This window comes from Pseudoalteromonas sp. ASV78, from assembly GCF_047806705.1.
Lineage (GTDB): Bacteria > Pseudomonadota > Gammaproteobacteria > Enterobacterales > Alteromonadaceae > Pseudoalteromonas > Pseudoalteromonas prydzensis_A.
The window spans coordinates 861,762-885,513 of the sequence record NZ_JBLOPA010000001.1; the positions used below are offsets into that span (position 1 = coordinate 861,762).

General features: G+C 41.7%; 19 protein-coding genes and 2 pseudogenes. 12 read left to right on the top strand and 9 right to left on the bottom strand.

Annotated elements, in window-relative coordinates:
- Positions 1–66 precede the first annotated feature (66 nt).
- From ACMVDV_RS03905 to ACMVDV_RS03920, 4 genes are all read left to right on the top strand, one after another.
- Positions 67–960, top strand: a complete 894-nt coding sequence (locus tag ACMVDV_RS03905) for a sulfite exporter TauE/SafE family protein (RefSeq protein ID WP_416157258.1) — start codon at positions 67–69, stop codon at positions 958–960.
- A gap of 262 nt (positions 961–1,222) precedes the next feature.
- Entirely contained in the window at positions 1,223–1,843 is a 621-nt protein-coding gene (locus ACMVDV_RS03910) for a TetR/AcrR family transcriptional regulator (RefSeq protein ID WP_304184409.1), read from the top strand.
- Positions 1,843–3,171 (top strand): efflux RND transporter periplasmic adaptor subunit, encoded by a 1,329-nt coding sequence (locus ACMVDV_RS03915; protein ID WP_416157259.1) that lies wholly within the window; start codon positions 1,843–1,845, stop codon positions 3,169–3,171. Before ACMVDV_RS03910 ends, ACMVDV_RS03915 begins: the two co-directional genes overlap by 1 nt.
- A gap of 20 nt (positions 3,172–3,191) precedes the next feature.
- Positions 3,192–6,332, top strand: a complete 3,141-nt coding sequence (locus tag ACMVDV_RS03920; RefSeq protein ID WP_416157260.1) for an efflux RND transporter permease subunit — start codon at positions 3,192–3,194, stop codon at positions 6,330–6,332.
- Between the two features lie 54 nt (positions 6,333–6,386).
- On the opposite strand, the gene ACMVDV_RS03925 is transcribed toward ACMVDV_RS03920, so the two are convergent.
- The 3 genes from ACMVDV_RS03925 to ACMVDV_RS03935 are packed head-to-tail and all read right to left on the bottom strand — an operon-like array spanning position 6,387 to position 8,513.
- Positions 6,387–7,577, bottom strand: a complete 1,191-nt coding sequence (locus ACMVDV_RS03925; protein ID WP_416157261.1) for an NAD(P)/FAD-dependent oxidoreductase — start codon at positions 7,575–7,577, stop codon at positions 6,387–6,389.
- Positions 7,578–7,586: 9 nt separating this feature from the next.
- A complete protein-coding gene (locus ACMVDV_RS03930; protein WP_416157262.1) occupies positions 7,587–7,907 on the bottom strand; it encodes a 2Fe-2S iron-sulfur cluster-binding protein in 321 nt (106 codons plus the stop codon).
- Between the two features lie 15 nt (positions 7,908–7,922).
- Complete coding sequence (locus ACMVDV_RS03935) at positions 7,923–8,513, bottom strand: carboxymuconolactone decarboxylase family protein (protein WP_304184419.1); 591 nt, start codon at positions 8,511–8,513, stop codon at positions 7,923–7,925.
- Between the two features lie 222 nt (positions 8,514–8,735).
- Here ACMVDV_RS03935 and ACMVDV_RS03940 point away from each other — a divergent pair, with 222 nt between their 5' ends.
- From ACMVDV_RS03940 to ACMVDV_RS03970, 7 genes are read left to right on the top strand one after another with little or no spacing between them, the layout of a single operon-like run.
- On the top strand, positions 8,736–9,815 hold the full coding sequence (locus ACMVDV_RS03940; RefSeq protein WP_416157263.1) for an alpha/beta fold hydrolase: 1,080 nt from the start codon (positions 8,736–8,738) through the stop codon (positions 9,813–9,815).
- Complete coding sequence (locus ACMVDV_RS03945; protein ID WP_416157264.1) at positions 9,815–11,035, top strand: NAD(P)/FAD-dependent oxidoreductase; 1,221 nt, start codon at positions 9,815–9,817, stop codon at positions 11,033–11,035. Before ACMVDV_RS03940 ends, ACMVDV_RS03945 begins: the two co-directional genes overlap by 1 nt.
- Before the next feature lie 39 nt (positions 11,036–11,074).
- The gene (locus ACMVDV_RS03950) at positions 11,075–12,217 is read left to right on the top strand and encodes an acyl-CoA dehydrogenase family protein (RefSeq protein WP_416157265.1); all 1,143 of its coding nucleotides are present in this window, start codon (positions 11,075–11,077) and stop codon (positions 12,215–12,217) included.
- Positions 12,214–13,761, top strand: coding sequence for an amino acid adenylation domain-containing protein (locus ACMVDV_RS03955; RefSeq protein ID WP_416157266.1), 1,548 nt, complete (start codon positions 12,214–12,216; stop codon positions 13,759–13,761). The genes ACMVDV_RS03950 and ACMVDV_RS03955 overlap by 4 nt, the downstream gene beginning before the upstream one ends.
- A gap of 32 nt (positions 13,762–13,793) precedes the next feature.
- Positions 13,794–15,341: an NAD(P)-binding domain-containing protein gene (locus ACMVDV_RS03960; RefSeq protein ID WP_304184424.1), complete on the top strand. Its 1,548-nt coding sequence runs from the start codon at positions 13,794–13,796 to the stop codon at positions 15,339–15,341.
- A 10-nt stretch (positions 15,342–15,351) separates the two neighbouring features.
- A complete protein-coding gene (locus tag ACMVDV_RS03965; RefSeq protein ID WP_304184426.1) occupies positions 15,352–15,942 on the top strand; it encodes a chorismate--pyruvate lyase family protein in 591 nt (196 codons plus the stop codon).
- 2 nt (positions 15,943–15,944) lie between these two features.
- Positions 15,945–17,420 carry a cytochrome P450 gene (locus tag ACMVDV_RS03970; protein ID WP_416157267.1) on the top strand — a complete coding sequence of 492 codons (1,476 nt, stop codon included), beginning with the start codon at positions 15,945–15,947 and terminating at the stop codon, positions 17,418–17,420.
- Positions 17,421–17,466: 46 nt separating this feature from the next.
- On the opposite strand, the gene ACMVDV_RS03975 is transcribed toward ACMVDV_RS03970, so the two are convergent.
- The 3 genes and pseudogenes from ACMVDV_RS03975 to ACMVDV_RS03985 form a co-directional block, all read right to left on the bottom strand.
- Positions 17,467–18,135, bottom strand: coding sequence for a helix-turn-helix domain-containing protein (locus ACMVDV_RS03975; RefSeq protein ID WP_304184429.1), 669 nt, complete (start codon positions 18,133–18,135; stop codon positions 17,467–17,469).
- 384 nt (positions 18,136–18,519) lie between these two features.
- Positions 18,520–18,738 (bottom strand): annotated as a pseudogene (locus ACMVDV_RS03980) (ABC transporter ATP-binding protein); the annotation flags it as partial.
- Positions 18,724–19,125, bottom strand: a pseudogene (locus ACMVDV_RS03985) (ABC transporter ATP-binding protein); the annotation flags it as partial. The pseudogenes ACMVDV_RS03985 and ACMVDV_RS03980, both read right to left, overlap by 15 nt.
- Before the next feature lie 225 nt (positions 19,126–19,350).
- Here ACMVDV_RS03985 and ACMVDV_RS03990 point away from each other — a divergent pair.
- Positions 19,351–20,193 carry an alpha/beta hydrolase gene (locus ACMVDV_RS03990; protein WP_416157268.1) on the top strand — a complete coding sequence of 281 codons (843 nt, stop codon included), beginning with the start codon at positions 19,351–19,353 and terminating at the stop codon, positions 20,191–20,193.
- An 85-nt stretch (positions 20,194–20,278) separates the two neighbouring features.
- Here ACMVDV_RS03990 and ACMVDV_RS03995 read toward each other — a convergent pair whose 3' ends face one another.
- From ACMVDV_RS03995 to ACMVDV_RS04005, 3 genes are all read right to left on the bottom strand, one after another.
- Positions 20,279–22,024, bottom strand: a complete 1,746-nt coding sequence (locus ACMVDV_RS03995; protein ID WP_416157269.1) for an AMP-binding protein — start codon at positions 22,022–22,024, stop codon at positions 20,279–20,281.
- 199 nt (positions 22,025–22,223) lie between these two features.
- The gene (locus ACMVDV_RS04000; protein ID WP_064666315.1) at positions 22,224–22,670 is read right to left on the bottom strand and encodes a DUF3010 family protein; all 447 of its coding nucleotides are present in this window, start codon (positions 22,668–22,670) and stop codon (positions 22,224–22,226) included.
- A gap of 66 nt (positions 22,671–22,736) precedes the next feature.
- Positions 22,737–23,750, bottom strand: coding sequence for an endonuclease/exonuclease/phosphatase family protein (locus ACMVDV_RS04005; protein ID WP_416157270.1), 1,014 nt, complete (start codon positions 23,748–23,750; stop codon positions 22,737–22,739).
- Positions 23,751–23,752 lie beyond the last annotated feature (2 nt).

A 23,752-nucleotide genomic window follows, 5' to 3' on the forward strand; every position in this document is an offset into this window, starting at 1 on the left:
ATAGACTATTTATAAGAAAAAGAACAATGTTAGCATTGTGTAAAAGTTGGGTTGTTGAGAGCAAACATGCTTTATAGATTAGCTCGGCCAAATAGTTGGCCGCTGTATTTTACTTTACTAGTGTATGCGAGCCTTATTTGGTTGCAGGGTTTTCAGTCGGCTGCTTATCAGATTATTGCGGAGCTGGATATTGCGTTGACTATGGCTCTTGGTTCGTTTGTTGCGGGCGGAACGGCGTTGGGGGGCGGTGCTGTCGCATTTCCGGTGATGACCAAAGTACTTGGTATTGAGCCTAGTACAGCCAAAGTGTTTTCTCTGGCGATCCAGAGTTTTGGTATGACCGCTGCGACAATTACGATTATATGCCGGCGGATCCCCGTTTACACAAATGTTATTCTTATGGCATTGCCTATGTCGGCATTGGGCGTTGCTTTGAGTTTACTTTATATTGCGCCATTTTCTCCTCGCTTAGTGGTTAAGTCTATTTTTAGTTTTTTGCTACTGTGCTTTGCCTTAACATTATTACTACGGTGGTGGCGCAAAGCGCACCATCTGCCGAGCCGTGAATTTATCAAACCCGCTTTACCACGGTTTATGTTGGTTGCTTTTGTTGGCGGTATTCTTAGTGGTTTGGTAGGGTCGGGTGCCGATATTGCTCTATTTGCTTTATTGGTTATTGCTTATAATGCCGATATTAAAAAGGCAACGGCCACGTCGGTTATTGTTATGGCCTTTACTTCGTTGGTGGGAAGTGCCATCAATGCCTGGTATTTACAGCAAATCACCCCAGAAATTGAAAGTTACTTACTCGCGGCTATACCGGTTGTGGTAATTGGTGCGCCATTAGGTGCCTATGTGTGTGCTAAGATCAAAGTAGGTCAGTTGGTTAGTTTTTTACTCTGCTTAATAGCCCTTGAAGTTGGTTTTACCTGCTATGAGCTGTATTTGCAAAGCAGCTAAACATATTTTACTTAACTGAATAATACCAATCGACTTAAATATTTAACCATTCTAGTGCGCTAAATAAAGCGCTAACTGCGTTAGTAATTTTTCATGTAGAACAACTAGATGTCAAAATTTCTGCCTTGTTATCAGTGTATTTTTCTGTCGCTATAAATGGTCAGTAACTTAACACGATTGGTATAAAAACCAAGCAAATGATTGACAAAAAGTAGTGATATCTATTAAATTAATCAAGTGATTAATTTAATTTGAAAATAGCATGGAAAACAAACAAAGAGGTCGTCCTGTCGATCCATTAAAACAGACGCTACAAAAGAACAAATTAATTTTAGCTGCGCAAACATTATTAAACAGCAAATCTTATAGCCAAATTACAATTCGCGATATCGCCGCAGAAGCTGAAATTAACTCGGCAATGATTAAGTATTATTTTGGTGGCAAAGAGGCATTATTTGTCGCATTAATTGAGCAGTTAGCAGATGCCCAGCTAGGGCAATTTGAGCGTTTACAACAGGCTGAAAAACCACTACTACAGTTTATTTTGATTATTGATCAAGTGATGCAGGCACAACCCGGTTTAGTGCACCTTTTACATGAAGAGGTATTGCATAAAACTACGCCGCTTGCTTATGCCTTTATGGATGCGTTTCCAGCGAGGGTATCGCAGTTTCTGCCTGCTTTAGTTGCCAAAGAAACAGGCATTGATGACCCTCAAGTTGCAAAGTTAGCGGCGTTTAATTTGGTCTCCCTTATGCTTGCTCCTTTGGTATTAAAAACTATTCGTCGCCAGGCTTGGCAAATAGCTGATGAAACAGTGCAAGGCTCTGAATGGGCAGAACATTTATATCACAGCTTCTTAAATGGATTGAGGAGAATGTAATGATAGGTTGGAACTTTCAGGCAAAACGCAATTTACCTATTTTGCTCGTGTTGGCAGTGTTAATGGTGGTATTAATTATTAAATTACTGCCATCTTTAGCACATGAAGCTGTGTCGCAGCAGGGTTTTCCAGCAAGCTATCAAGTGCTTAAACCTGAAATGATCCAACCAAGTATTGTTGGTTTTGGTGATATTGAAGCAAACGTGCAACTAAAAAGTATTGCCGAGGTGGCGGGAAAAGTTGTTTACGTCCACCCAGCCTTAAAAAAAGGTGAGTTATTTAGCAAAAATACCTTACTGCTAAAGCTTGATGATAGTGATGCACGGTTACGCCAAGCTCAAGCACAAGCTGCTGTAGCGAGTGCAAAGTTGGCACTGGCTGCAAAGCAAATAGAGTTAAAAAACACACAGCTTGATATTGAGTTAAGTCAGCATAAATTGGCTATCGCAGAATCGGAATTTGCAAGAATAGAGCGCTTATTTCAGCAGTCGACGGTTTCAACAGCACAATTAGATAATGCACAGCAAGTCTTGCTTATTAATAAGCAAGAGTTACAACAATTGGAAAATAAAAAGAGCTTATTTCCACTAGAAATATCAGCCCTAGAAGCATCGATAAAACAAGTTGACGCTGATTTAACGCAAAGTGAACTGGCTATTGCAAGAGCTGAGGTGCGTTTACCATTTACGGGACGTATTCAACAAGTGCATGTTGAGCAAGGACAATTTGTTACTCAGGGCACGCCATTATTTGCCGCTAGTGACATTGCTAAAGTACTTATTAATGCACAATTTAGCTATCAAGCATTTCATGAATTTAGCGGTTTTTTTGCTACGCCGCCAAACGTTGCTACCTTGTCATCACAAGGTATGCAGAGCTACTTAAGTGAGCAGATACTCAGTGCAGATGTATCGTTATTAGGCAATGACGGACAAACATGGCAGGGCCGCATTGAGCGCTTTAGTGATGCGCTTGATCCGCGCAGTCAAACCATTGGCGTGGTAGTGAGTGTCGCAAACAGTTATCAACACATTGAGCCAGGTGAACGCTTGCCTTTACTCACTGGAATGCGGGCAAAAGTGCGTTTATCAGCAAAAGCCCAAGAATTTATTGCCATCCCACGGCATTTAGTACGCAATGGCTTTGCTTTGTTTGCCGATGAAAACAATCACCTATTGAAATTAGCGGTCGGTAACGCGCTTAAACAGGAGCATGCATATCTCTTCAAGGTGACCGCGATGAACCAACAAAGGTTAATTACTACTGACTTATTCCCCATTGTTGAAGGGATGTTATTGCAGCTTGAGCAAAGTCCTACACAGAGCTAGGTAATCTACAAAGGAGGTAGATGATGATCCGTTTTTTCGCTAAACATCCCACCGCAGCTAATATTTTAATGCTGCTATTAATCGCCGTTGGGGTTGTTAGTTTACCGCAATTAAAACGAGAAACCCTACCGCAAATTAATAGCTACGAAGTTGATATTATGGTGCCTTATCCAGGTGCATCGGCAGAAAATGTTGAGCAGAAAATCTGTTTAACCCTTGAAAAAGCCCTTGATGGTATTAGTTTTTTAGCTGAAAAGCGCTGTGTTGCACGGCAAAACATGGGCCATATGACGGTGAAAATGGCTGAGCAAGGTCACTTTGCACGTTTTACTGATGATGTTAAAAGTGCTGTGGATGCGATTGATGATTTTCCAAGTCAAATTGAGCAGTGGCATATTACAGAAAAAGACCGTACACAAGATGTCGTTAGTGTTGCAATTGCAGCCCCCCTAAGTCGGGTCGAATTAAAAGCATTAGCAGAGCGTTTTAAAAGACAATTATTAAGATCACCAGAAATACCCATTGTTGAAATTAACGACTTTTCTGCACATCAGCTTAGAGTTACTGCATCGCAGCAAACACTCCGTCAATATGGATTGAGTCTAGCTGATTTAGGGCAAGCATTAACACAGCAAAATATTGAACTACCGTTAGGAACATTGGAAACTGCTCAAGCAGATACACAAATTCGCTTAATGGAAGAGCGTAAAACAGTCAATGCGTTGGCCGATATTGTGGTGGTATCAGGAGAGCAGGGTAATGATGTGCGACTTGGTGATCTTGCACAAGTACAAGACACATTTGAACGTATCGAAAAGCAAATTTTTTATAACGATCAGCCGGCAAGTGTGTTAACGATTAAAAAGAACTCTCAAGATGATAGCTTGCGAGTATTAGCGGCAGTCGAGCAAATACTCGCTGAATTCCAACAAACATTACCTAATACGGTAACCGTCACGCTGACCAATAACAACACCAGTATTGTTAAAGATCGCATTGCCCTATTGATCAGCAATGCTTGGCAGGGATTATTCTTAGTGTTTGCGGTTATGTGGCTATTTTTTTCATTGAAATATGCATTTTGGGTCGTGATGGGCTTGCCGGTTTCTTTTCTGGCGAGTTTCTTTTTAATGCTGCATTTTGGGGTGTCGATTAATATGCTCTCAATGGTGGCGTTGTTATTGGCGCTCGGTATTTTAATGGATGATGCAATTGTTATTGCTGAGTCGATTGGCTGCAAAGTTGATCAAGGCTTAGCGCCCGCAGCAGCGGTGATTGCCGGTACGAAAGAAGTACTGCCAGGGGTGGTGTCGTCGTTTATAACGACCTTGTGTATTTTTGTTGGGCTGATTTTTATTGAAGGCAATTTAGGGCAAATTTTGAAAGTGATCCCTATTGTGCTGATCTCGGTTATTACCGTGTCATTAATTGAAGCATTTTTTATTTTACCCAATCATTTACATCACGCGCTTAGTAAGCACACGAAATCAGCTAAAGTAACGAGCTTCTTGGGGCAAATTAAAACCCAGTTTGAAACTCAGTTTAAGCGCTCTCAAAATGGTATCTTAATAGTCAACCAGCAACTTATAAAATACCGATATCTAGTGCTAGGTAGTGTGCTCGGGTTACTGCTTTTTTGTATTGCGATGCTGGCGTCGGGGGTATTAGAGTTTACCGCATTTCCCGATATTGATGGTGATGTAGTGCAAGGCCGACTCCTGTTGCCAAATGGGACACCGTTTGAAAAAACTCAACAACTAATGCAGCAGATTGAACAGGCACTAGCGCGCACTGCAGCATCGTTTGCGGATGTTGAAGAGCAAGATTTAGTGCAAGCTGTTACGGTTGTGTATGGCGAAAATCCCGATTATCAAGACCAAGGGGCTAATTTAGCCTATATCTCCATTGACTTACTCAGTGCAGAGCTACGCCATACTGCTATTCAAACATTTTCAGAACAGTGGCGAAAAGAATTAGGCCCGTTACCCGATGTATTGGCTTTTACTATCAAAGAGCCAAAACTAGGGCCACAAGGTCGAGCTATTGATGTGCGCTTACTCGGTGATGATAAAGCTGAACTTGGTATGGCAGCATTTGAATTAAAAACCTGGTTACAAGGTTATCAAGGGGTGCAAAATATTGCTGATAATATGCGTCCAGGAAAACCTGAATATCAGCTCAGGCTTAAGCCAGGTACTGCGGCTTTAGGTATTAATGCTGCGGTGATTGCTGAACAATTAAGGCCCGCTTTTCAAGGTATGAAATTAATGCAGACCCATGTTGGCCTTGAAGATTATGAGGTGACAATAAAGCTAGATACGTTAAGCATTGATGAATATAGTGATTTTGATGACTTTGCCATTATACATCCACAGTCTAAGATTGCCATTCCATTAGCGGCACTGGTTGATATTGAAGAGAGCCGTGGCTATGCGGTAATTAACCGAGTTGATAATTATAGTAGTGTTTCTGTTTATGCTGATGTCGATAGCCAGCTCACAACAGCCGCAGCTGTGGTGGGAGACTTGCAAAAAAGCTGGTTATTAGAATTTGCCGAGCGTTACCCTAATTTGCATTATACCATTGAGGGTGAAGTAAAAAATGCCGCGATCACGCAAAACTCTATGCGCCGTGCAATGATGTTGGGCATGATTGGTATTTTCTTATTATTAGCACTGCAATTTCACAGTTATATTGAACCGTTGATCGTCATGGTATCCATTCCATTTGCATTAATTGGTGTGGTGATGGGTCATTTTATAATGGGCATTAATTTTTCTATGCCTTCGTTGATGGGGTTTATTTCTTTAGCGGGGATTGTGGTTAATGACTCAATATTGTTAGTGCAGTTTGTTAAAAAGCGCGTTAAATCAGGAATGTCAGTTCAAGATGCAGCAATACAAGCCAGCCAAGATCGCTTTAGAGCGGTTATTTTAACCTCGGCAACCACGATTGCAGGAATGACACCGTTACTTTTTGAAACCAGTTTACAAGCGCAAATCTTGATCCCATTAGCCACCAGCATTGTATTTGGTATTGCCATGTCGACTTGCTTGGTTTTAATTGTATTACCCTGTTTATATGTCATCCTTGAAGACTTTGGTTTTGCTAAACCCCATAGTCATAGCCAATTAGCAACAAGTGATACAGTAACCGTGTAAACTAATAAAAAAGCACCTCAGACGGTGCTTTTTAAGTACTTTGAGGGGCGTTATTTACTGTGGCTGGGAGGTCGCTTTGATGATTGCAGGTTGTGCTAGTATTTTTTTTGCTTGCATAAAATTTTTGACATTATTAACACAATCAGCGGCAATTAATTGTTGCTCTTTGTAATACCAAACAGTTAATTGCTGAGCTTCGTTATGCTCAACTATGAGCTCATCATAACCAAAGTTGAGCCCAGCAAGCTGAATTTTACAATCGTATTGATCAGACCAAAACCAAGGAACGGGTGGTTTTGGAGGGGGAACAGCGCAGATCACCGCAGCCGCTATTTTAGCTTGCGAAATAGCATTAGGTACCGATTCAATACGTGTTGCATGACCACTAAATGGTTCAATTGCCAGAGTACAGTCGCCAGCTGCGAAAATGTTAGGATCGGTGGTTTGACAGTGTTGATCAACCACAATACCGCCTTGCTCTACCAATAATCCCGCATCATACGCTAATTGCACATTGGCGGTCGCACCAATGCCAACAATGACTAAATCAGCGGCAAATTGCTGGCCATTGCTACAATGGACGTGTTCCACCTTGTTACTGCCAGATAAAGCGGTTATCTGTGTGTTAGTAACAATATTAACGCCACGCTGTTGATGAAGTTGGCTAATAAAATTAGCAAGCGGTGGGGCAGCAACGCGCTCTAAAATACGTGGGTTTTGTTCAATAATGGTCACCTGATGGGCTAAAGTACGCAGCACTGCGGCCGTTTCTAAGCCAATATAGCCACCGCCAATCATGACCACTTTTTTGCTGCGCTGGTTTTGCAACTGCTCAGCAATACGTTCAATATCACCTATGGTTTTAATATAAAAAACCTGCCTTAAATCACTCCCAGGTATAGTGAGTTTTCTAACTTGGCTGCCAGTGCACAGTAGTAATTTATCGTATTGCCAAACATCGCCATTGAGACATTCTATAGACTTAAGTGTGGGAGAGATTGTTTTTACCTTACAGCCTAATTGCAGGTCAATATGTGCTTTGTCATAGGCTGCTTGTGGCTTTATCTGTAATTGTTGCGCAACGATTTTGCCGCTCAGGTATTGCTTTGACAAAGGTGGGCGGTGATAAGGTAAGCTCTGCTCAGCTGAAAAGAGTATGATTTCACCTTGCCAGCCATTTTTTCTTAAATTAAAAGCGGCCTCGGCTGCTGCGTGACCACCGCCAATAATGATACATCGTGCCATTGCAGGCTCCTAATATTGTGATTCTGGGAGCTTAACAACAAGGCCATGATGTGAACTATTGAGTTTGATTTGACAACTCAAGCGGCTAAACTCGTTTGGCTCTATGACCATTTCAAGCATTTGACCTTCATTGTTGTCGGGTTTTGATACTTTGTCTTGCCATTCATCGGAAAGATAACAGTGGCAAGTCGCACAGCTCCCTGAGCCACCACATTCACCTTCAATTCCTGTAACTAAATTTTCAATCGCTGCTTGCATCAGCGAAGCTCCCTCTGTGGCATGCACTTCAATATGCTCACCATCAGGCTGAATAAATGTGATTTTTGGCATGGTTGTCTCCTTTACTTAGGCAAACTGAGTTAAGTGATTAATTTCTTCTAAAATGGCTGCGGGATCGGTTTCTAATTGACTATCCATGGCGGTATTCCATCGATTTAAAAAACCACAAATGGCGATAATCGCTGCAATTTCAATAACCGCAGGTTCTGTAAAGTAAACGCCTAACTCGTCGTAGTGTTGTTGCTCAAGGTGTGCTGGTGAAGTACTCGTTGCAAATGCAAAACGTAACGCGGCTTTTTCAGCTTCGCTGTACCAATCACTGGTTGCAAATTCAAATGCGGCAAGTACTTTTGCTCGGTTTACATTTACGCGGCTGGCGATATGTGAAAAATGCCCCTGACAATATTGGCAGCCAGCAGCATTACTACTAATGGTGGCAATCGCCCATTTTAACTCTGTCTCTATGTGTTTTAACTGGTTTAAACAGGCAAACAGTTGTCCAAAGGCACTGGCTAACATGGGGTTTTTTGCCATTGTTAACATCCCATTAGGAATAAAGCCTAAGTTATCTTCGATACTCTGATAAATAGGCTCTAATTCAGGCGTGTTCTTCCTCTCTACAGGCTGTACAAGTTGGTTAAGGCTACTATTCATCATCCTCACTCCGAGTGTCGTAGGTTTTATTTAATGTAAATTTTTTGTATTACTTTTCCTATAGTCCTAATGGACCAAAGCCATAGTCCACAGGAACTATGTTTAAAAAATGTTAATGGGCGTAGGGTGGAAGGAGATGAACAGTCAATATTAAAAGTCATCGATACTAAGCATGCTGTTACTTTTCAGCTGTTTGTAAGTGACTATTATTTAAAGGAAATGACGATGATTAATGAACTTATCGATTATATTAACCACGACCTATTAGACGGCGCTGCGCCAGATTTAGATCAGCACACGCCGCTGTTAGAATTAGGTATTCTTAACTCTTTGTCGATGGTGCGGTTACTTGCCCACGTTGATCAGCGCTACGGTGCGAAAGTACCAGAGCACGATATTAACCCAGTACACTTTGAAAATGTTGCTACATTGTCGGTATTGATCAACAACCTCTCGACAATGAAACATCAACAAACACAGCAAACAGTATCAGAATTAGAACGCTTAGTGAGTTTACAACAAAGCTATGGCATTCAACGTGAGTTAGTCGATGCCGGCAGTGGTTTTAAACAGCATACCTTAAGGGTTAAAGGAAAAGACAAAGAACCTTTATGGATTTTATTACCGGCACTGGGTAATCCGTCAACATCTTGGTCATCTACGCTGCGTTCTGTACAAGGCCGTCATAATGCTGTGGCGCTCGATTTGGCCGGTTTTGGGTTAAGTCAAAGTGCTAATGAGTCACCATCTTATATCGATCATGTTGAGTTTACGCTGCAATATTTAGCCACCCTTGAAGAGCAAGAATGGGTGTTAGTTGCTAACTCAGCTGGCAGTATGATCGCCACTGAAATTGCGCGGCGTTTCCCAGAAAAAGTTATCGCTTTAGTGTGTAGCGGCTTTGGCTTGGTTGAAGATGTTGATAGCTGGTGGGCAGATCTACAAAAGATGTCTTCTGCACCAGAGCAATTTTTAGCAGCTGCTTATTATCATCCTCCGAAAATGACTCCAGCATTAGAAGATTTGCTAAACGATGTGTTATCACGCCCAGCTTATCATTCATTTTTAGATCAATACGCGCGTCAAGCCATGGCAACAACTTTTGATGGTGTCAACGTACCGACTTTATTTATTGCCGGTGAGCACGATCAGATCATTCCCCCGCAGTGGAGTGAAAAAGCGGCTGAAAAACTGCCTAATGCAGAGGTGGTGCGATTATCTCGCTGTGGCCATTTTTCAGCATCAGAAAGACCCGAAGAATTTGTTTGGGTGGTTGAAGACTTCTTAACAAGAGGAGTAATGTAATGGAAGGCTTTAAACATTATGATGTGGTGATCATTGGCAGTGGTCCTGCGGGAAGTTTATGTGGTATCGAATGTCGAAAAAAAGGCATGTCGGTACTGTGTATCGAAAAAGAAGAATTTCCGCGCTTTCACATTGGAGAGTCTTTAACTGGTAATGCGGGTCAAATTATTCGTGACTTAGGCTTAGCTGATGAAATGAACGCCGCAGGTTTTCCTGATAAACCAGGTGTAAATGTCATTGGCTCGTTATCCAATAATGAGTTTTTTATTCCTATTTTGGCGCCTACTTGGCAAGTGCGTCGCAGTGATTTTGACTCGATGATCAAGCGCCGTGCTGTTGAGCATGGAGTTGAGTATCAAATTGGCTTGGTGAAAGACGTCATTCAAGATCAAGGGAAAGTGGTTGGCGCTATTTATAAGGCCAATGATATTGAGCACCAAGTACGTTCTAAAGTGCTGGTTGATGCAAGCGGACAAAGTACCTTTTTATCGCGTAAAGGCATTGCGGGTAAAAGACAAATTGAATTTTTCTCGCAGCAAATAGCTTCTTTTGCTCACTATCAAGGTGTTGAACGTGATTTACCGCCTTTTTCAACCAATACTACGATCCTTTATTCTAAGCAATATCACTGGTCTTGGATCATCCCGATCTCTGCAGACACTGATAGTTTAGGCATTGTGATCCCCAAAGACCTTTATTATCAAGAATGTAAAAATCCTGATGAGGCTATTGCTTGGGGGATGGAACATATTAGTCCAGAGTTGAAGCGGCGCTTCAAAAATGCGGAACGCATTGCTGAACCTCAATCTATGGCTGACTTTTCTTATCGTATTGAGCCTTTTGTTGGCGATGGGTGGTTATGCATTGGTGATGCGCATCGCTTTTTAGATCCTATTTTCTCCTATGGTGTGTCGTTCGCGATGAAAGAAGGAATGCAAGCAGCAACGGCAATAGAGCAAGCGATTAATAGCCAAGATTGGCAAACGCCGTTTTACGCATATCGCGACTGGAGTAATGGTGGCCAACAAATAGCCGCTGATCTTATTCGCTATTTTTGGATTTATCCGATTTTCTTTGGTTACCAGATGCAAAACCCTGATCTACGCGATGAAGTGATCCGCCTGCTTGGAGGTTGCTGCTTTGATTGCGAAGGCTGGAAGGCCCCCACTATTTTCAGAAATGCAATTGCTGAATACGATCGCAAACAAATGGCCGGATAAGAACATGTTTTAGCTGTGTTCTTTACTAAGGAGATGAGCATGAATTTTGAATGGACAGATGCACAACTTGAGCTCTATGAGCATGCCTTGAGTTTTGCGAAAGATTTAGATTGCCCAGCCGTTGCGAGCGGTGAGTTTCCACAGCAACTTTGGCAAGCGCTTGGAGATTTTGGTTTATTTGGCTTGCCAGTCGATAGTCGTTACTCACCAGTTGGCTCGGGTTTTGATATTTTGACAACGGTTAAAATTGTTGAAGGGCTTGGGCAAGGATGCGCAGACACGGGAATTCTCTTTGCAGGGGCTGCTCATACCTTTGCGTGTGTAATGCCAATTTATGAACACGGTAGTGAGCGATTAAAAACCGAACTGCTACCGGCATTAACGCAAGGCCAAAAAATTGCTGCGAATGCGATTTCCGAAGCGGAGGCCGGCTCTGATATCGCTAAACTTGCTACCAAAGCAACCCGCGAAGGGGACTACTACATTATTCGCGGTGCTAAGTCTTATGTGACTAATGGTGCTGTGGCCGATTACTTTGTGACATATGCGACCAGCAACGAAAAGTTTGGCTATTTAGGTCAAACGGCTTTTGTTATACCTGCTGATTTAGCTGGCATAGAGGTTGGCAAAAGTTATAAAAAACTGGGCCTTAACTCGGCACAATTGAATCAGGTTTTTTTTGATGATGTGAAAGTACATAAAGATTATGTACTAGGTGCTGAAGGGCAAGGGGCACGGATTTTTGCAGCTTCTATGGATTGGGAGCGCTGTTGTTTATTTGCATTATTTGTTGGAGTTATGCAACGCGACCTTACCCGCTGTATTGAATTTGCTAATACACGCAAACAAGGTGGCAAAACCATTAGCAAGTTTCAAGCGGTTGCACATCGTATTGCCGATATGGAAGTGCGCTTACAAAGTGCTCGTTTGTTACTTTATTTTGCAGCTTGGCAAAAGTCCCAAGATGTTGATAACACTAAAGCCGTGGCATCAAGCAAACTAGCCATTAGTGAAGCCTTTGTACAATCGGGTATTGATGCTATTCGTATTCATGGCGCAATGGGTTACTTACAAGAAAGCGCTGTAGATAGCAGCATACGCGACGCTCTTGGGGCTGTGTTGTTTTCGGGCACTTCTGACATTCAAAGAGAATTGATCTGTAATCGGTTGGGACTGTTATGAATATTTTAAGTGACGTATTTCAGCGCGGACTCAGTGTTGCAACCCCTGATCGTTTGGCGGTAAGTGATGGTAAGTATGATTACAGCTACGCACAATTACATATAGCAATAGGTAAAGTTAGCCGCTGTTTAAGTGATTTGCATGTGCAACGTGGGGATCGCGTTGGCTTATGGGTTGATAAGTCTTGTCGAGCGCTGGCTGCAATGTTAGCAGTAACACGAATAGGCGCAGTGTATGTACCCATTGATCCGATGAATCCGCGCCTAAGAGTTGAAGTCATTAGAGAAGATTGCCAACTTAAAGCAATTGTTACCAGTGCAGATAAATTTTCGCATTATTGCCAGCAACAGCCTGTGGATTGTGCATTTATTCTTGTTGATGAACTTCCCGTTAATGAATCACAGAACGCCGGTTCAGGGCTTCATAAGGTATTGACATGGCAAGACATTCAACAGTGCTCAGCACAATTAGAAACGCAAACCGTTCACCCAGATGAGCTGGCATATATACTTTACACCTCAGGTTCCACTGGTACGCCGAAAGGAGTAAAAATAACGCATCACAATGCATTGGCATTTATTAACTGGAGTATTGACGAGTTATCTGCCACTACGAAAGACCGCTTTGCTAACCATGCGCCTTGGCACTTTGATTTATCGGTGCTGGATATTTATGGCGCATTGGGGGTGGGGGGCAGTGTTCATTTGCTTGATGAAATGACCAGCTATGTGCCCAACAAGCTGATTGAGTTTATTAGTAAACACGCAATTACGATTTGGTATTCAGTGCCTAGCGCTTTACAGCTTATGCTTAAAGCGGCGCCCGATTTAGCGATTCAGTGTCCGCAGTTACATACGCTTATTTTTGCCGGTGAAGCTTATGAGATGAAAGCATTAGCTCAGCTGCGAGAGGCTTTTGCCGCGGCGCGCTTATATAACTTTTATGGTCCAACTGAAACAAACGTGTGTAGTTTTTATAAACTGCCATCGCAGTTACCAGAGTTATTGCCGATTGGTCATTCTGCTAGTGGCGCTAATATAACCATATGTGATCAGCACGGTGAGCAAGTTGCCGTTAATCAACATGGTTTCATTACTGTCGTAGGGCCAACAGTGTTTAGTGGGTATTGGGGCATGGAGCCAAATGGCACGGATCGCTACAACACCGGTGATATTGGCTACTTAAATGAGCAAGGAGAGCTAATGTATGTGGGTCGTGAAGACCATATGGTGAAAGTAAAAGGTTACCGAGTACATTTAGCCGAAGTTGAAAGAGCCATTTACAGTCATCAACAGATCACAGAGTGCGTCGTGTTGTTAGATCAAGGACAGCGGCTGCATGCTCATATCGCCTGTAAAAAAGGCACTCACTTGTCGCTGCTAAGTCTAAAAATGCACTGTGCAAAACGTTTGCCCAAGTATATGTTGCCGGAGCAACTAACGTTATGGCCGGTGTTGCCAAAGAACCGTAATGGTAAATTATCGCGACGCTGTTTAAGCACTTCTCCCCCAGCACATTTACAACCTCATTCAATAACAGCCTAACAGACTGAAAGCCACTTATTAAGGAGTGAATAATGAAAAAAACAATAGCGGTCATTGGAGCCGGTTTATCGGGTATTGCAGCGATAAAACAATTAACGGATGACGGTCATCAGGTTATTTGTTTTGAAAAAGCAGAGAGTTTTGGTGGGGTGTTTGCTGATAAGAAAATTTATGATGATTTACATTTGACTATTTCCAATTACTTTATGGCTTATTCTGACTTTTTACCCAGCCATCAAAAGCTCAAATTTTGGTCAAAAAAAGAATATATTGAATATTTGGGTGAGTATATAAAACGCTTTGCTTTGGCACAGTATATTCGCTACGGCCATACCGTTATGAAGTTGGAAAAAGTGGCAGAGCAATGGCAAGTCAGTTACCGCAATGACGAGGGTGAACAGCAGCAAGTTGTTGATATGGTAGCGGTTTGTTCAGGTCATTTTCAACAGCCCAAAATGCCTGAGCTGCCTGGTTTAACTGAGTTTCAAGGTGAAATACTGCACTCTCATGATTATCGTGATAAAGCGGCGTTTACCAACAAGCGGGTACTCTGTGTTGGGTTAGGCGAAAGCTCTGCAGATATTACAGCTGAGATCTCGCAAGTGGCGAGTCGTTGTGTCTTGTCTTTGCGGCGTTATCATGCTGTTGCGCCACGCTATATGGCGTTTCAAGAAGATCCTTATTTTACTATTGACACTTCTTGGTTAACCTCACGGATAGTAAATAAATTACCACATCATTATCACGGTGGGATTACCAAACATATTTTCAACAAGTATGTGAACAGCCGCAATGATCATGTACGGATCCGAGGTGAGTGGTTGAAAAAGTCGGGCCCCTCTCATCATCAAGCGGTTACTAAGAATGAGCGTCTGTTTAAACCGATAGCAGAAGGTAAGGTAATCCCCAATATTGGGGGAATTGAACGCTTTGAAAAAGATGCGGTGGTGTTTAAAGACGGAACAAAAGAGAGTATCGATGCGGTGGTTTTTTGTACTGGCTATCAACTGAACTTTCCGTTTTTAACAAATACAATCACGAATATGCGTGATTTGTATAAGCAAATGATCATTCCTGAACAAGGCCATAGTCTTGCTTTTATTGGTTTTGTTAGGCCTCAGCAAGGAGGTATTCCAGTAATTGCTGAAATGCAATGTCGCTACTTATCGCAATTAGCAAGTGGCTTGCAGCAGTTACCTGGTAAATCAGAAATGCTGGATATTATCAAACACGATGCGAAACATTGGCAAACTGAATATAAAATTACCCCCCATGTGGCCTCATTGGTAAATTACTGCCATTACATGGATTCAATGGCTAAATTAGTGGGCTGTATGCCGACCATTCCGAGTTTATTCAAAGATCCGTTACTTAGAGTTAAGCTGTTGCATAACCCGCAGTTTGCTATTCAGTATCGCTTGGCTGGCCCTAATGAAATGACACACACTGCCAGAGAGTTTTTATTGAGTTTTCCTAATATCAGTTCGTGGCCGCGCATTATTCATTTCGAATTGGCATTGTTGACACAAAAACTATTGGCACGACTGCGGGCTGATGGCTTGCGCGGGCTGAGTCGTTAGGAGCAAGCTCATGATCAACTTATCTAAAAAACATCTCTATAACCGCGCCCGAGATTTAGATCCGGATAGCTATAATCTTAGTAAATTGAGTTATCTGCAAAAAATAATTTTAGGGACGGATGGTACGGTAACACAACTTATAGAAAGTATTGTTGGTGAACCATTAAAGTTAGAAAAATTAGCTGAAAGCGACTTACCACAATGTATTGGTAAAGGTGCTCAGCGACGCATTATTACCTTAAATGGTGCCTTGACTGGATTGCCTTATCTGTACGCAGACTCTTTAGTTTATCACCACAACATGGCAGCTGATTTTTCTCAAGCGTTGCTAGAAACTCGTATGCCAATTGGCAAAGCGTGGGAAAAGTTTCAAATTGAAACTTATAAAACCTTAAAGCACTGGGGTTTTGAACGTGCAGCAACAACCGCTAAACACTTCGTTATTGAGCCTGATGAATTATTACTGTATCGCACTTATTTTGTGTACTCGCAGGGCAAAATTATTTTCGAAATAACCGAAAAGTTCCCCTGCCGCTGGTTTATCCAAGCAGAGCAACTTAACCAACAACCAGAACTATCAACTTTAGTGAGTGGAATTTAATTATGAAACACGCCGATAATGTTGTGCTTGAGCAACAAACCCCTTTTGACATAAATGAGTTAAGCCATGAAATTCCTAGTTTTAGCCTAACCAGTGATGACGGCCAAAGGTTTATGTGGGGAGAAGATTTTCATCTTATTATAGAGTCACTGTCGAAAAAATATGGCGATATCTATGCCATAGACACAGCTAAAGGACGCTTGCTGATATTAAATGGTTATCGTTATATTAAAGAAGCGCTAGTGGATCAAAATGATGTCTTTAATGCACGTGCCGATTTCAATATTTTGCAAATTGCACCACAAAAGCATTTTCTTGAATTAGAAGCGGGTGAGCAATGGCAATTACATCGTCGCGTGTTTGCTGCTGCTATGCGTGACTATTTTGCAGAGCGTTGGCAGCAAATCGAGCAATGGATGACCACTGAGATTGACGATATAGTTGCTGTGTGGCGGGAGCAAGCTGGTACGGTGATTGACCCTAATCGAGAAGTATCGCTGAAATTAGCAAGTTTTTTACATAAAGTAATGTTTGATCAACGGTTTGGAGAATTTGAAAAAAGTATTTTTGATGAAAAAAGTTTAAGTTGGTTACCAAACGGCTTTATAAATAGTACGCGTTGCGAGTTAATGCCAGTATCTGAACAGCCCGCGTATATTGCCCAATATGGTGATGCAATTGATAAATTCACTAGTAATTTAAATGGTTTAGATCAATATGTTTCACATAATGTCGCGCAGCGTAGTGAGAGTTATGTTGCGGGTGAATATCGAGACTTATGCGATTATTTATTAGCCGCCAATAACGATATTGATGAGGAAGTAAAGGCGAAACTAGCGATTGGCGAAAAAGAGGTTGTCGTGGGCTCTTTGACGCAAGTAGCAGGTGCAGGAGGAGGTGTAGGAGCTTTTGCGATGCGCTGGGCGCTATTGTACCTTGCGGCTTTTCCACGTTATCAGGCGCGAGTGCATGCAGAGCTCGATCGTGTCGTAGGGCGCCAGCAAGTCCCATTAAATTGTCATAAAAATCAGCTGCCTTATACGCAAGCTTTTATTGCTGAAGTGCTAAGACATTGCTCAATTACTTCAATGCCAGCGGCTAACTATGCGACCAGCAAAGACACCATGTTAGATGGTTATTTTATTGCAGCTGGTACGCCCTTAGTGATTAACAATTACAGTTTGACGCGTGATGAAACGCTATGGCAAGACCCCGATGCTTTTATGCCTGAACGATTTTTAGATGACAATGGTGAGCTTAGCAAAAAGCAATTAGGTAAGTCGTTTCCATTTGGATTAGGGCAACGTCGTTGTTTAGGCGAGCATTTAGGTAAATATATTATTCATACACTTTTTACGCAATTGGCGCATCAATTTGAATTTTCTTTACCAGCAGGGCAGCATACTGATTTAAAAGCAATTTCAGGTGTGTTCCTCGTCCCAGAAGCGGTGCAGATCTGCGTACAGTATCGTCATTAATCTATAAAATAAGCCACCTGCTCTAGGTGGCTTAAAGGCAAAATGACTATAATGCATAGCTGTTTTTGCGAAGCGCCATTGCTGCGGAGCGGTTTGGCGCATTTAGCTTTTCCAAAATTTTCGCAACATGGTTTTTTACCGTAAATGGACTGATCCCGAGTATTAAACCGATTTCGACATTTGTTTTTCCAGAGGCTATCCAATCAAACACTTCTTTTTCTCGACAGGTGAGGGTGCTAAGTGGGCATAGATCTGAGGATTCAGCACAAAAGCGAGCGACATGGGCTTTGTGGATGTAGGGTAATATTAACTCAATTAAATAGGATGCAGGAGCCGTTCGGTTTGAGCGTTTGTTATTAAAGCTGATTAATGACAAAAAGCCAGAGTCAGGGTTGTCTAAATTATATAAGCTAACATCAGCCAGTGGGTTTTGGCACTTACAAAAGTGTTTAAGTACTGAAATATTGGTGGTTTTTTGAGTTATAAAGTGAGCGAGCAGCTGTTGTTTAGTTACTTCGTTAAATGACACGGCTAATTCAGATTTAATTTCATAGCCTGATTTACTGATCAACGCGAGATACAGGCCTTCTGCCTCCGCAAACGACATGACCTCTTGAAATAAAGACAGATCAAATGTGCGCTCTTTTAAGGCTAGTTTTAGTTGCTCTATTGACTGCAATATACCCGCCAATTCCTTTGTACAGCCTAAAAACATAATCCTCTCCTTTTGATACTCTTACGCGATTCCTAAGTCGTGGTTATAAATTAATTAACCACGCGATTAATTAAACACGAATAGTAATGCAAGCGCAATAATTAAAGTGAATTTTACGTGAAATTTATGTTAATTTAATTTATCTAATCGTTTGATTAGTTTTTATTATAGTGACTAAAGATGGCTGTATTATGAATGTAGGGACTTAAAATTTCCGGTTACTAAAACAATATCAGTCAATAAAAATAGTGTTTAGTTGGTGAGGGAAATACAATGGTAACGAGAGATTGTCGGTAGGCTGGGGGCTTGTAACAAAATATAAGTAAGAGGTGAGAAAATACAAGGCACTAGGTGGAGCCTGAGTACCTTGTAGTTGAAATTTATTTACTCCACACCAATAAAGCCACCGGTTTGATGCGACCATAGCGCCGCATAAATGCCGCCTTGTGCTATGAGCTGTTCGTGACTGCCTTGCTCTACAATCCCTCCATCGTCAAGTACTATGAGTCTGTTCATTTACGCAATCGTTGATAAGCGATAAGCGATAAGCGATAAGCGATGAGCAATAGCAATGGCGGTTTTTCCTGTCATTAACACATCGAGTAATTTCATCACCGACTCAGACACGGTCAGTGAGGTTTGCATTACTTTGGTGGCAATTCGACCCGCAAACTCATTTTGATAAAAGTCAACGAATAGCCATTGGGTATTACCCAATAGTGCTTGGTGTAGTACGGCAGAATGAAAAAAATACCACCAGCGGTAAAATAACCAGTAGTACCACGCCATTTTTATCAGCTCAGATTTTTGCTCTACAAATAATGTGTCAGGGGGTATAGACGCTTAACCAATCAACTAACCAACCCATAACTAAACAATGACACTTCTATGCCTTTGGTGTAATGGCGACAAAAGGCGAACAGCGTGCTGAGAGGGGCTTGGTTTATCGGTTGGCAACGGCTTGGTCATCCGCTCAAATAATTGATACATTTTAATCGCTTAATAGGCAAAAAATCGACCTACGCTATAACATAGTGAGCGCTATTTGGCAGTGCTTTAGCCAGCAAAAATTGCCTTTATAGCACTCAGTTGATAACACTATAAAAGTTATAAGTGGTTTTTATTCAGTTGTTTACATTAATGAAAAACAATGAAATTATAACTGAGCTATTTGTATTATTTAATAACTGCGTTAGTAACTCGCTTGGAGCTTAGATGAAACACATTGTTTTTTTGTTATGTATTTGTATTAGTAGTTTTTCAGCATCCAGCTATGAGGTGATCAGCAGTTCGTTTAAAGGTCACAATACTGGCATTGAGAAGCCCATTACGATTGTGTTGCCAGCTCATTATAACGCTAAAGAAAAATATAATGTTATTTATGTATTACACGGTTTTAGTGGTGACCATTCCGATTGGACAACGTTGACCAATATCGCAGAGCTTGCTGATCAATATAACGTGATTGTTGTCAATCCCGATGGTAATTATGGCTCATGGTATCTTGATTCAGACATTAATAAACAGTCGCAGTACGAAACTTATATTGCCAAAGATGTGGTTAACTTTATTGATAGTAATTATGCCACCAGGCGTGCAAAGCAAGGCAGAGCTATCACGGGGCTGTCGATGGGTGGCTTTGGGGCATTACATATTGCAATTAATCATCAAGATACATTTGTTGCTGTGAGTGCGATGTCAGCAGGGGTTGATGTGCGTCCATTTGCAGCTGAGTTTGATCTTGCGCAGGTATTAGGTGATTACGCAACGCATAAGCAAAAATGGTATGACATTGCCATTATAAACAACTTACATCAACTGGCTGCGGGCAATACGCGTTGGAAAAAAACTGCTGATGACCTGGCTATTATGCTTGATATTGGGGTCGATGATTTTTTTATTGAACAAAATCGTGCTCTTCACAAAGCGTTATTGGCAATGCGGATCCGCCATGATTATGTTGAGCGCCCAGGGGCCCATGATTGGCACTATTGGCAAAAAGTGATCCCTTATCAATTTTTGTTTTTAACGAGTCACATGCAACCCGCCGGTGAGTAAAATGTAGGTGCTTAAAATAAAATGAGGCTGAGCACAGGCTGCTCAACCTCTCGATAGTCGTAAAATTTTTTACAAATTAGGACAGTTAAGAAAACGCGGCTTCTTTTATTTCTGCTTGCATTTGTTCACGCATTTTAAATTTTTGTAGTTTGCCCGTTACTGTCATCGGGTACTGCTCAACAAACCGTATGTGTTTCGGTACTTTAAAATAGGCGAGTTTATCTTTCAAGAAAGCACGAATTTCTTGCTCGGTTAATACAGCATCTTCTTTGGGTTGCACCCAGGCACAGACTTCTTCACCGTATTTTTCATCATTAATACCAAAAATAGCGGCGTCTTGCACGCCCGGATAAGTGTAGAGTACTTCTTCAATTTCTCGCGGATAGATATTCTCACCACCGCGAATAATCATATCTTTGATCCTTCCTACAATGGCAACAAATCCTTGTTCATCCATCACCCCCAGATCACCCGAATGCAGCCAGCCATCTTTATCAATTGTTGCGGCGGTTTTTTCTTCGTCATTCCAATAGCAGCGCATGATCCCCGCACCTCGGCTACACACTTCACCTGGCAGGCCAATTTTTTGAATATTGCCCACTTCATCAATAATTTTTACTTCGGTGTGGGCGAGGGCGCGGCCAACTGTGGTGACTTGTTTTTCGATGGGCGAATCAATTTCCGTGACATTATTAATAGGACTGCATTCTGTTTGACCATACCCAATCACGATCTCTTGCATATGCATTAGTGAGTGTACTTTTCGCATCACTTGCTCAGGGCATGTCGAGCCTGCCATTATTCCGGTGCGTAAACTTGATAAATCAAAACGGGAAAAATCTTTTAGCTCCAGTTCTGCAATAAACATAGTAGGCACGCCATGCAGTGCAGTACAGCGCTCTTGCTCAACAACCTGCAAAGTAGTGGTCGGATCAAATGATTCACCAGGAAACACCGCCGTGGCACCTTTACTGATACACACAAGGTTTCCTAGCACCATACCAAAACAGTGATACAAAGGCACTGGGATACAAAGTTTATCTGCGGCAGTTAAGCGCATTGCATTAGCCATTAAAAAGCCATTATTTAAAATGTTTTTATGCGTTAATGTCGCCCCTTTTGGATTACCTGTGGTGCCGGAAGTAAACTGGATATTGATATCTTGCTCTGGTTGCAATGTTGCTGCAATAGCATTGAGCGTTTGCAGTGTTGCATCGTTAGGCATTGCCATAACCTGTTTAAAACTAAACATTCCCGGTGCGGGTTGATCGCCGATACGAATAATATTTTTCAAATCAGGCAAATTCTGTGCACTGAGCTGCCCAGGGGTTGCTGTTGCAAGCTCTGGCAGTAACTCGTTTAGCATGACAAGGTAATTACTGGCTTTAAAATTAGAGGCGGTAATAAGGGTGGAGCACTGTACTGAGTTAAGCGCATAGTGTAATTCATTGGGACGGTATGCCGGGTTAATACACACCATAATGGCCCCGATCTTAGCGGTCGCAAATTGGGTTAAGCACCATTCAAGGTTGTTAGGTGACCAGATACCAACTCGATCGCCTGGTTTTACCCCTAAAGCCAGTAATCCCATTGCCAATTGGTTGATCTGCTGTTGATACTCTTTATAGCTTAAGCGAATGTTTTGATGATGTAGCACAATTGCAGGATGGTCTGGGTTATTGTCGACAATGGAGTCGAAGTAATCCCCTATGGTTTTATGGATCAATGCTGGGCTTTGTACTCCTTGATAGTAGCTATGCGTTAAATTTGGTGCATCTTTGACTGTTTTATTCGTATCGGTTGCAGTTGTATTATTGTTACTTATTTGCATGTACGGTCTCCGTGTCAATGTTGTGAGAGTTTACGTAGTTAGAAAAACACAGATTGTCGACAAAGGAAAGTGCTATACGACCAATGTAGCAATAAAAAGCAGGAATTTTAGGCAATAAAAAACGCTAGCAGTATATGCAAACATGGTTGCAATACGCACTAGCGTCACGCTTAGTAGTAGATAGCGGGTTAATTAAAAATTAAAGCTCTTCACTGCGGTAAGTTTTTTTCATTAAATAGACATAGGCGTTAACAAATGCATTCTCTTGGTACTTTTTCAGCCCAGTTTCTGCAAAATCGATAGGGATCGGATTACGCTTTAATTGCTCTTTAACCTCAGTCACTGTGAATAAGTGCACATCGAGTTCTTTAATTAATTGAATCGCGGTTTCCATTTTAAAGCCATTTGCACTGCCAGCAAATTTACCTTTTGGTGCACGTTGACGAATAGCGACCGAATCAATTTGATAATCTTGCATTAGTTTTGCAAAATCAAATTGGAATTTACGCATTACTTCTGTGTCATTGCCATTACCTAAGGTAAAGCGAGTTTGGCGAATATCGCGTATATCAAATACGTCTTTATCTTTTGTTAAAATACACAGTAGTACATCACTACCGGTAATTTCTACACCGCATGTTCTCATTGTCATTCTCTAAATAACTAATTTGGGCAGCATTATATCAATTAAACGCCTTAAAAACAGTGCATTTTAAAAACCGATTTCAATTCCAATGCCACTGTGGTCGCTTACGCAGATATCTTCATCAATTTGGTTTGGATTTAAGTGCTTATCAAAACTTAAATAGTGTAACGATTTTACCCGTGATAATGCACAGCCAGTATTAAAGTGCCCTGAGGTTAAAATGTAATCAAGTACATTGCCACGACCTTGGTAGTAATGTGTCGCTGGTTTTATTTTACCATTTGCAAATTCGCTACTTAATTCAAACGAATCAGTTAATCCTACAATCGGTTGCTCAAGCTCTAAACAAGGTTCGCATCGAGTAGGGTGAAAACCTTGGGTCATAAATGATAATGCAGGGCTTTGTATATTGTCGTTAAAATCGCCCATCACTAAGGTTGCACAGTTTTTCTCGCGCTGCGTTTTTAGCGCATCATAATAGACAATTGAAGCCTCCAGTGAGCGTGAGATTTGCGATTGCATCATGCCAACCGTTTGCTGTAATAAATTAAGTAACGGATCGTCTTGATTGTGGATGTTTAACATGTGCGCCATGGAATGCACTCGTTGTGATTTAAAGTGCACCACATAGCAGGTTAAATCACCAAAGCCTGGCACATCAAAGTGGCATTTAATTGGTGTGCGGTTAAATTTAAATTCATTTTGATTATTTAAATACTCGAGTAACTCAGGGCAAGGGGTCAGTTCGTGGCACGCTTGAAAAGGGATTTTTGCAGCAATCGCCACCACGGGATTAAATAGCACCTGTGGGTAGAGGTTGTCACTGCGCGGACTGGCCACGGTTGCAAAATAGTCATAGCCTTGCTCTTTGCACAAAATAGCCAGTTGCTTGGGGCTAAATACTTCTTGGAAAGCGACAACGGTAGCATGGCTTTGCCGTAGGAAGTCTATAATAAACTGCTGTTTTTGCCGCCATTGGGTTGCATTGTAGCGTTCGTGCAATTGATAAAAGGAATAAGGCGGCGCCGCATAATTAAGTAAATTTAAGGTGGCAAAACGGATACTTTTAAGTGCGGTCATTC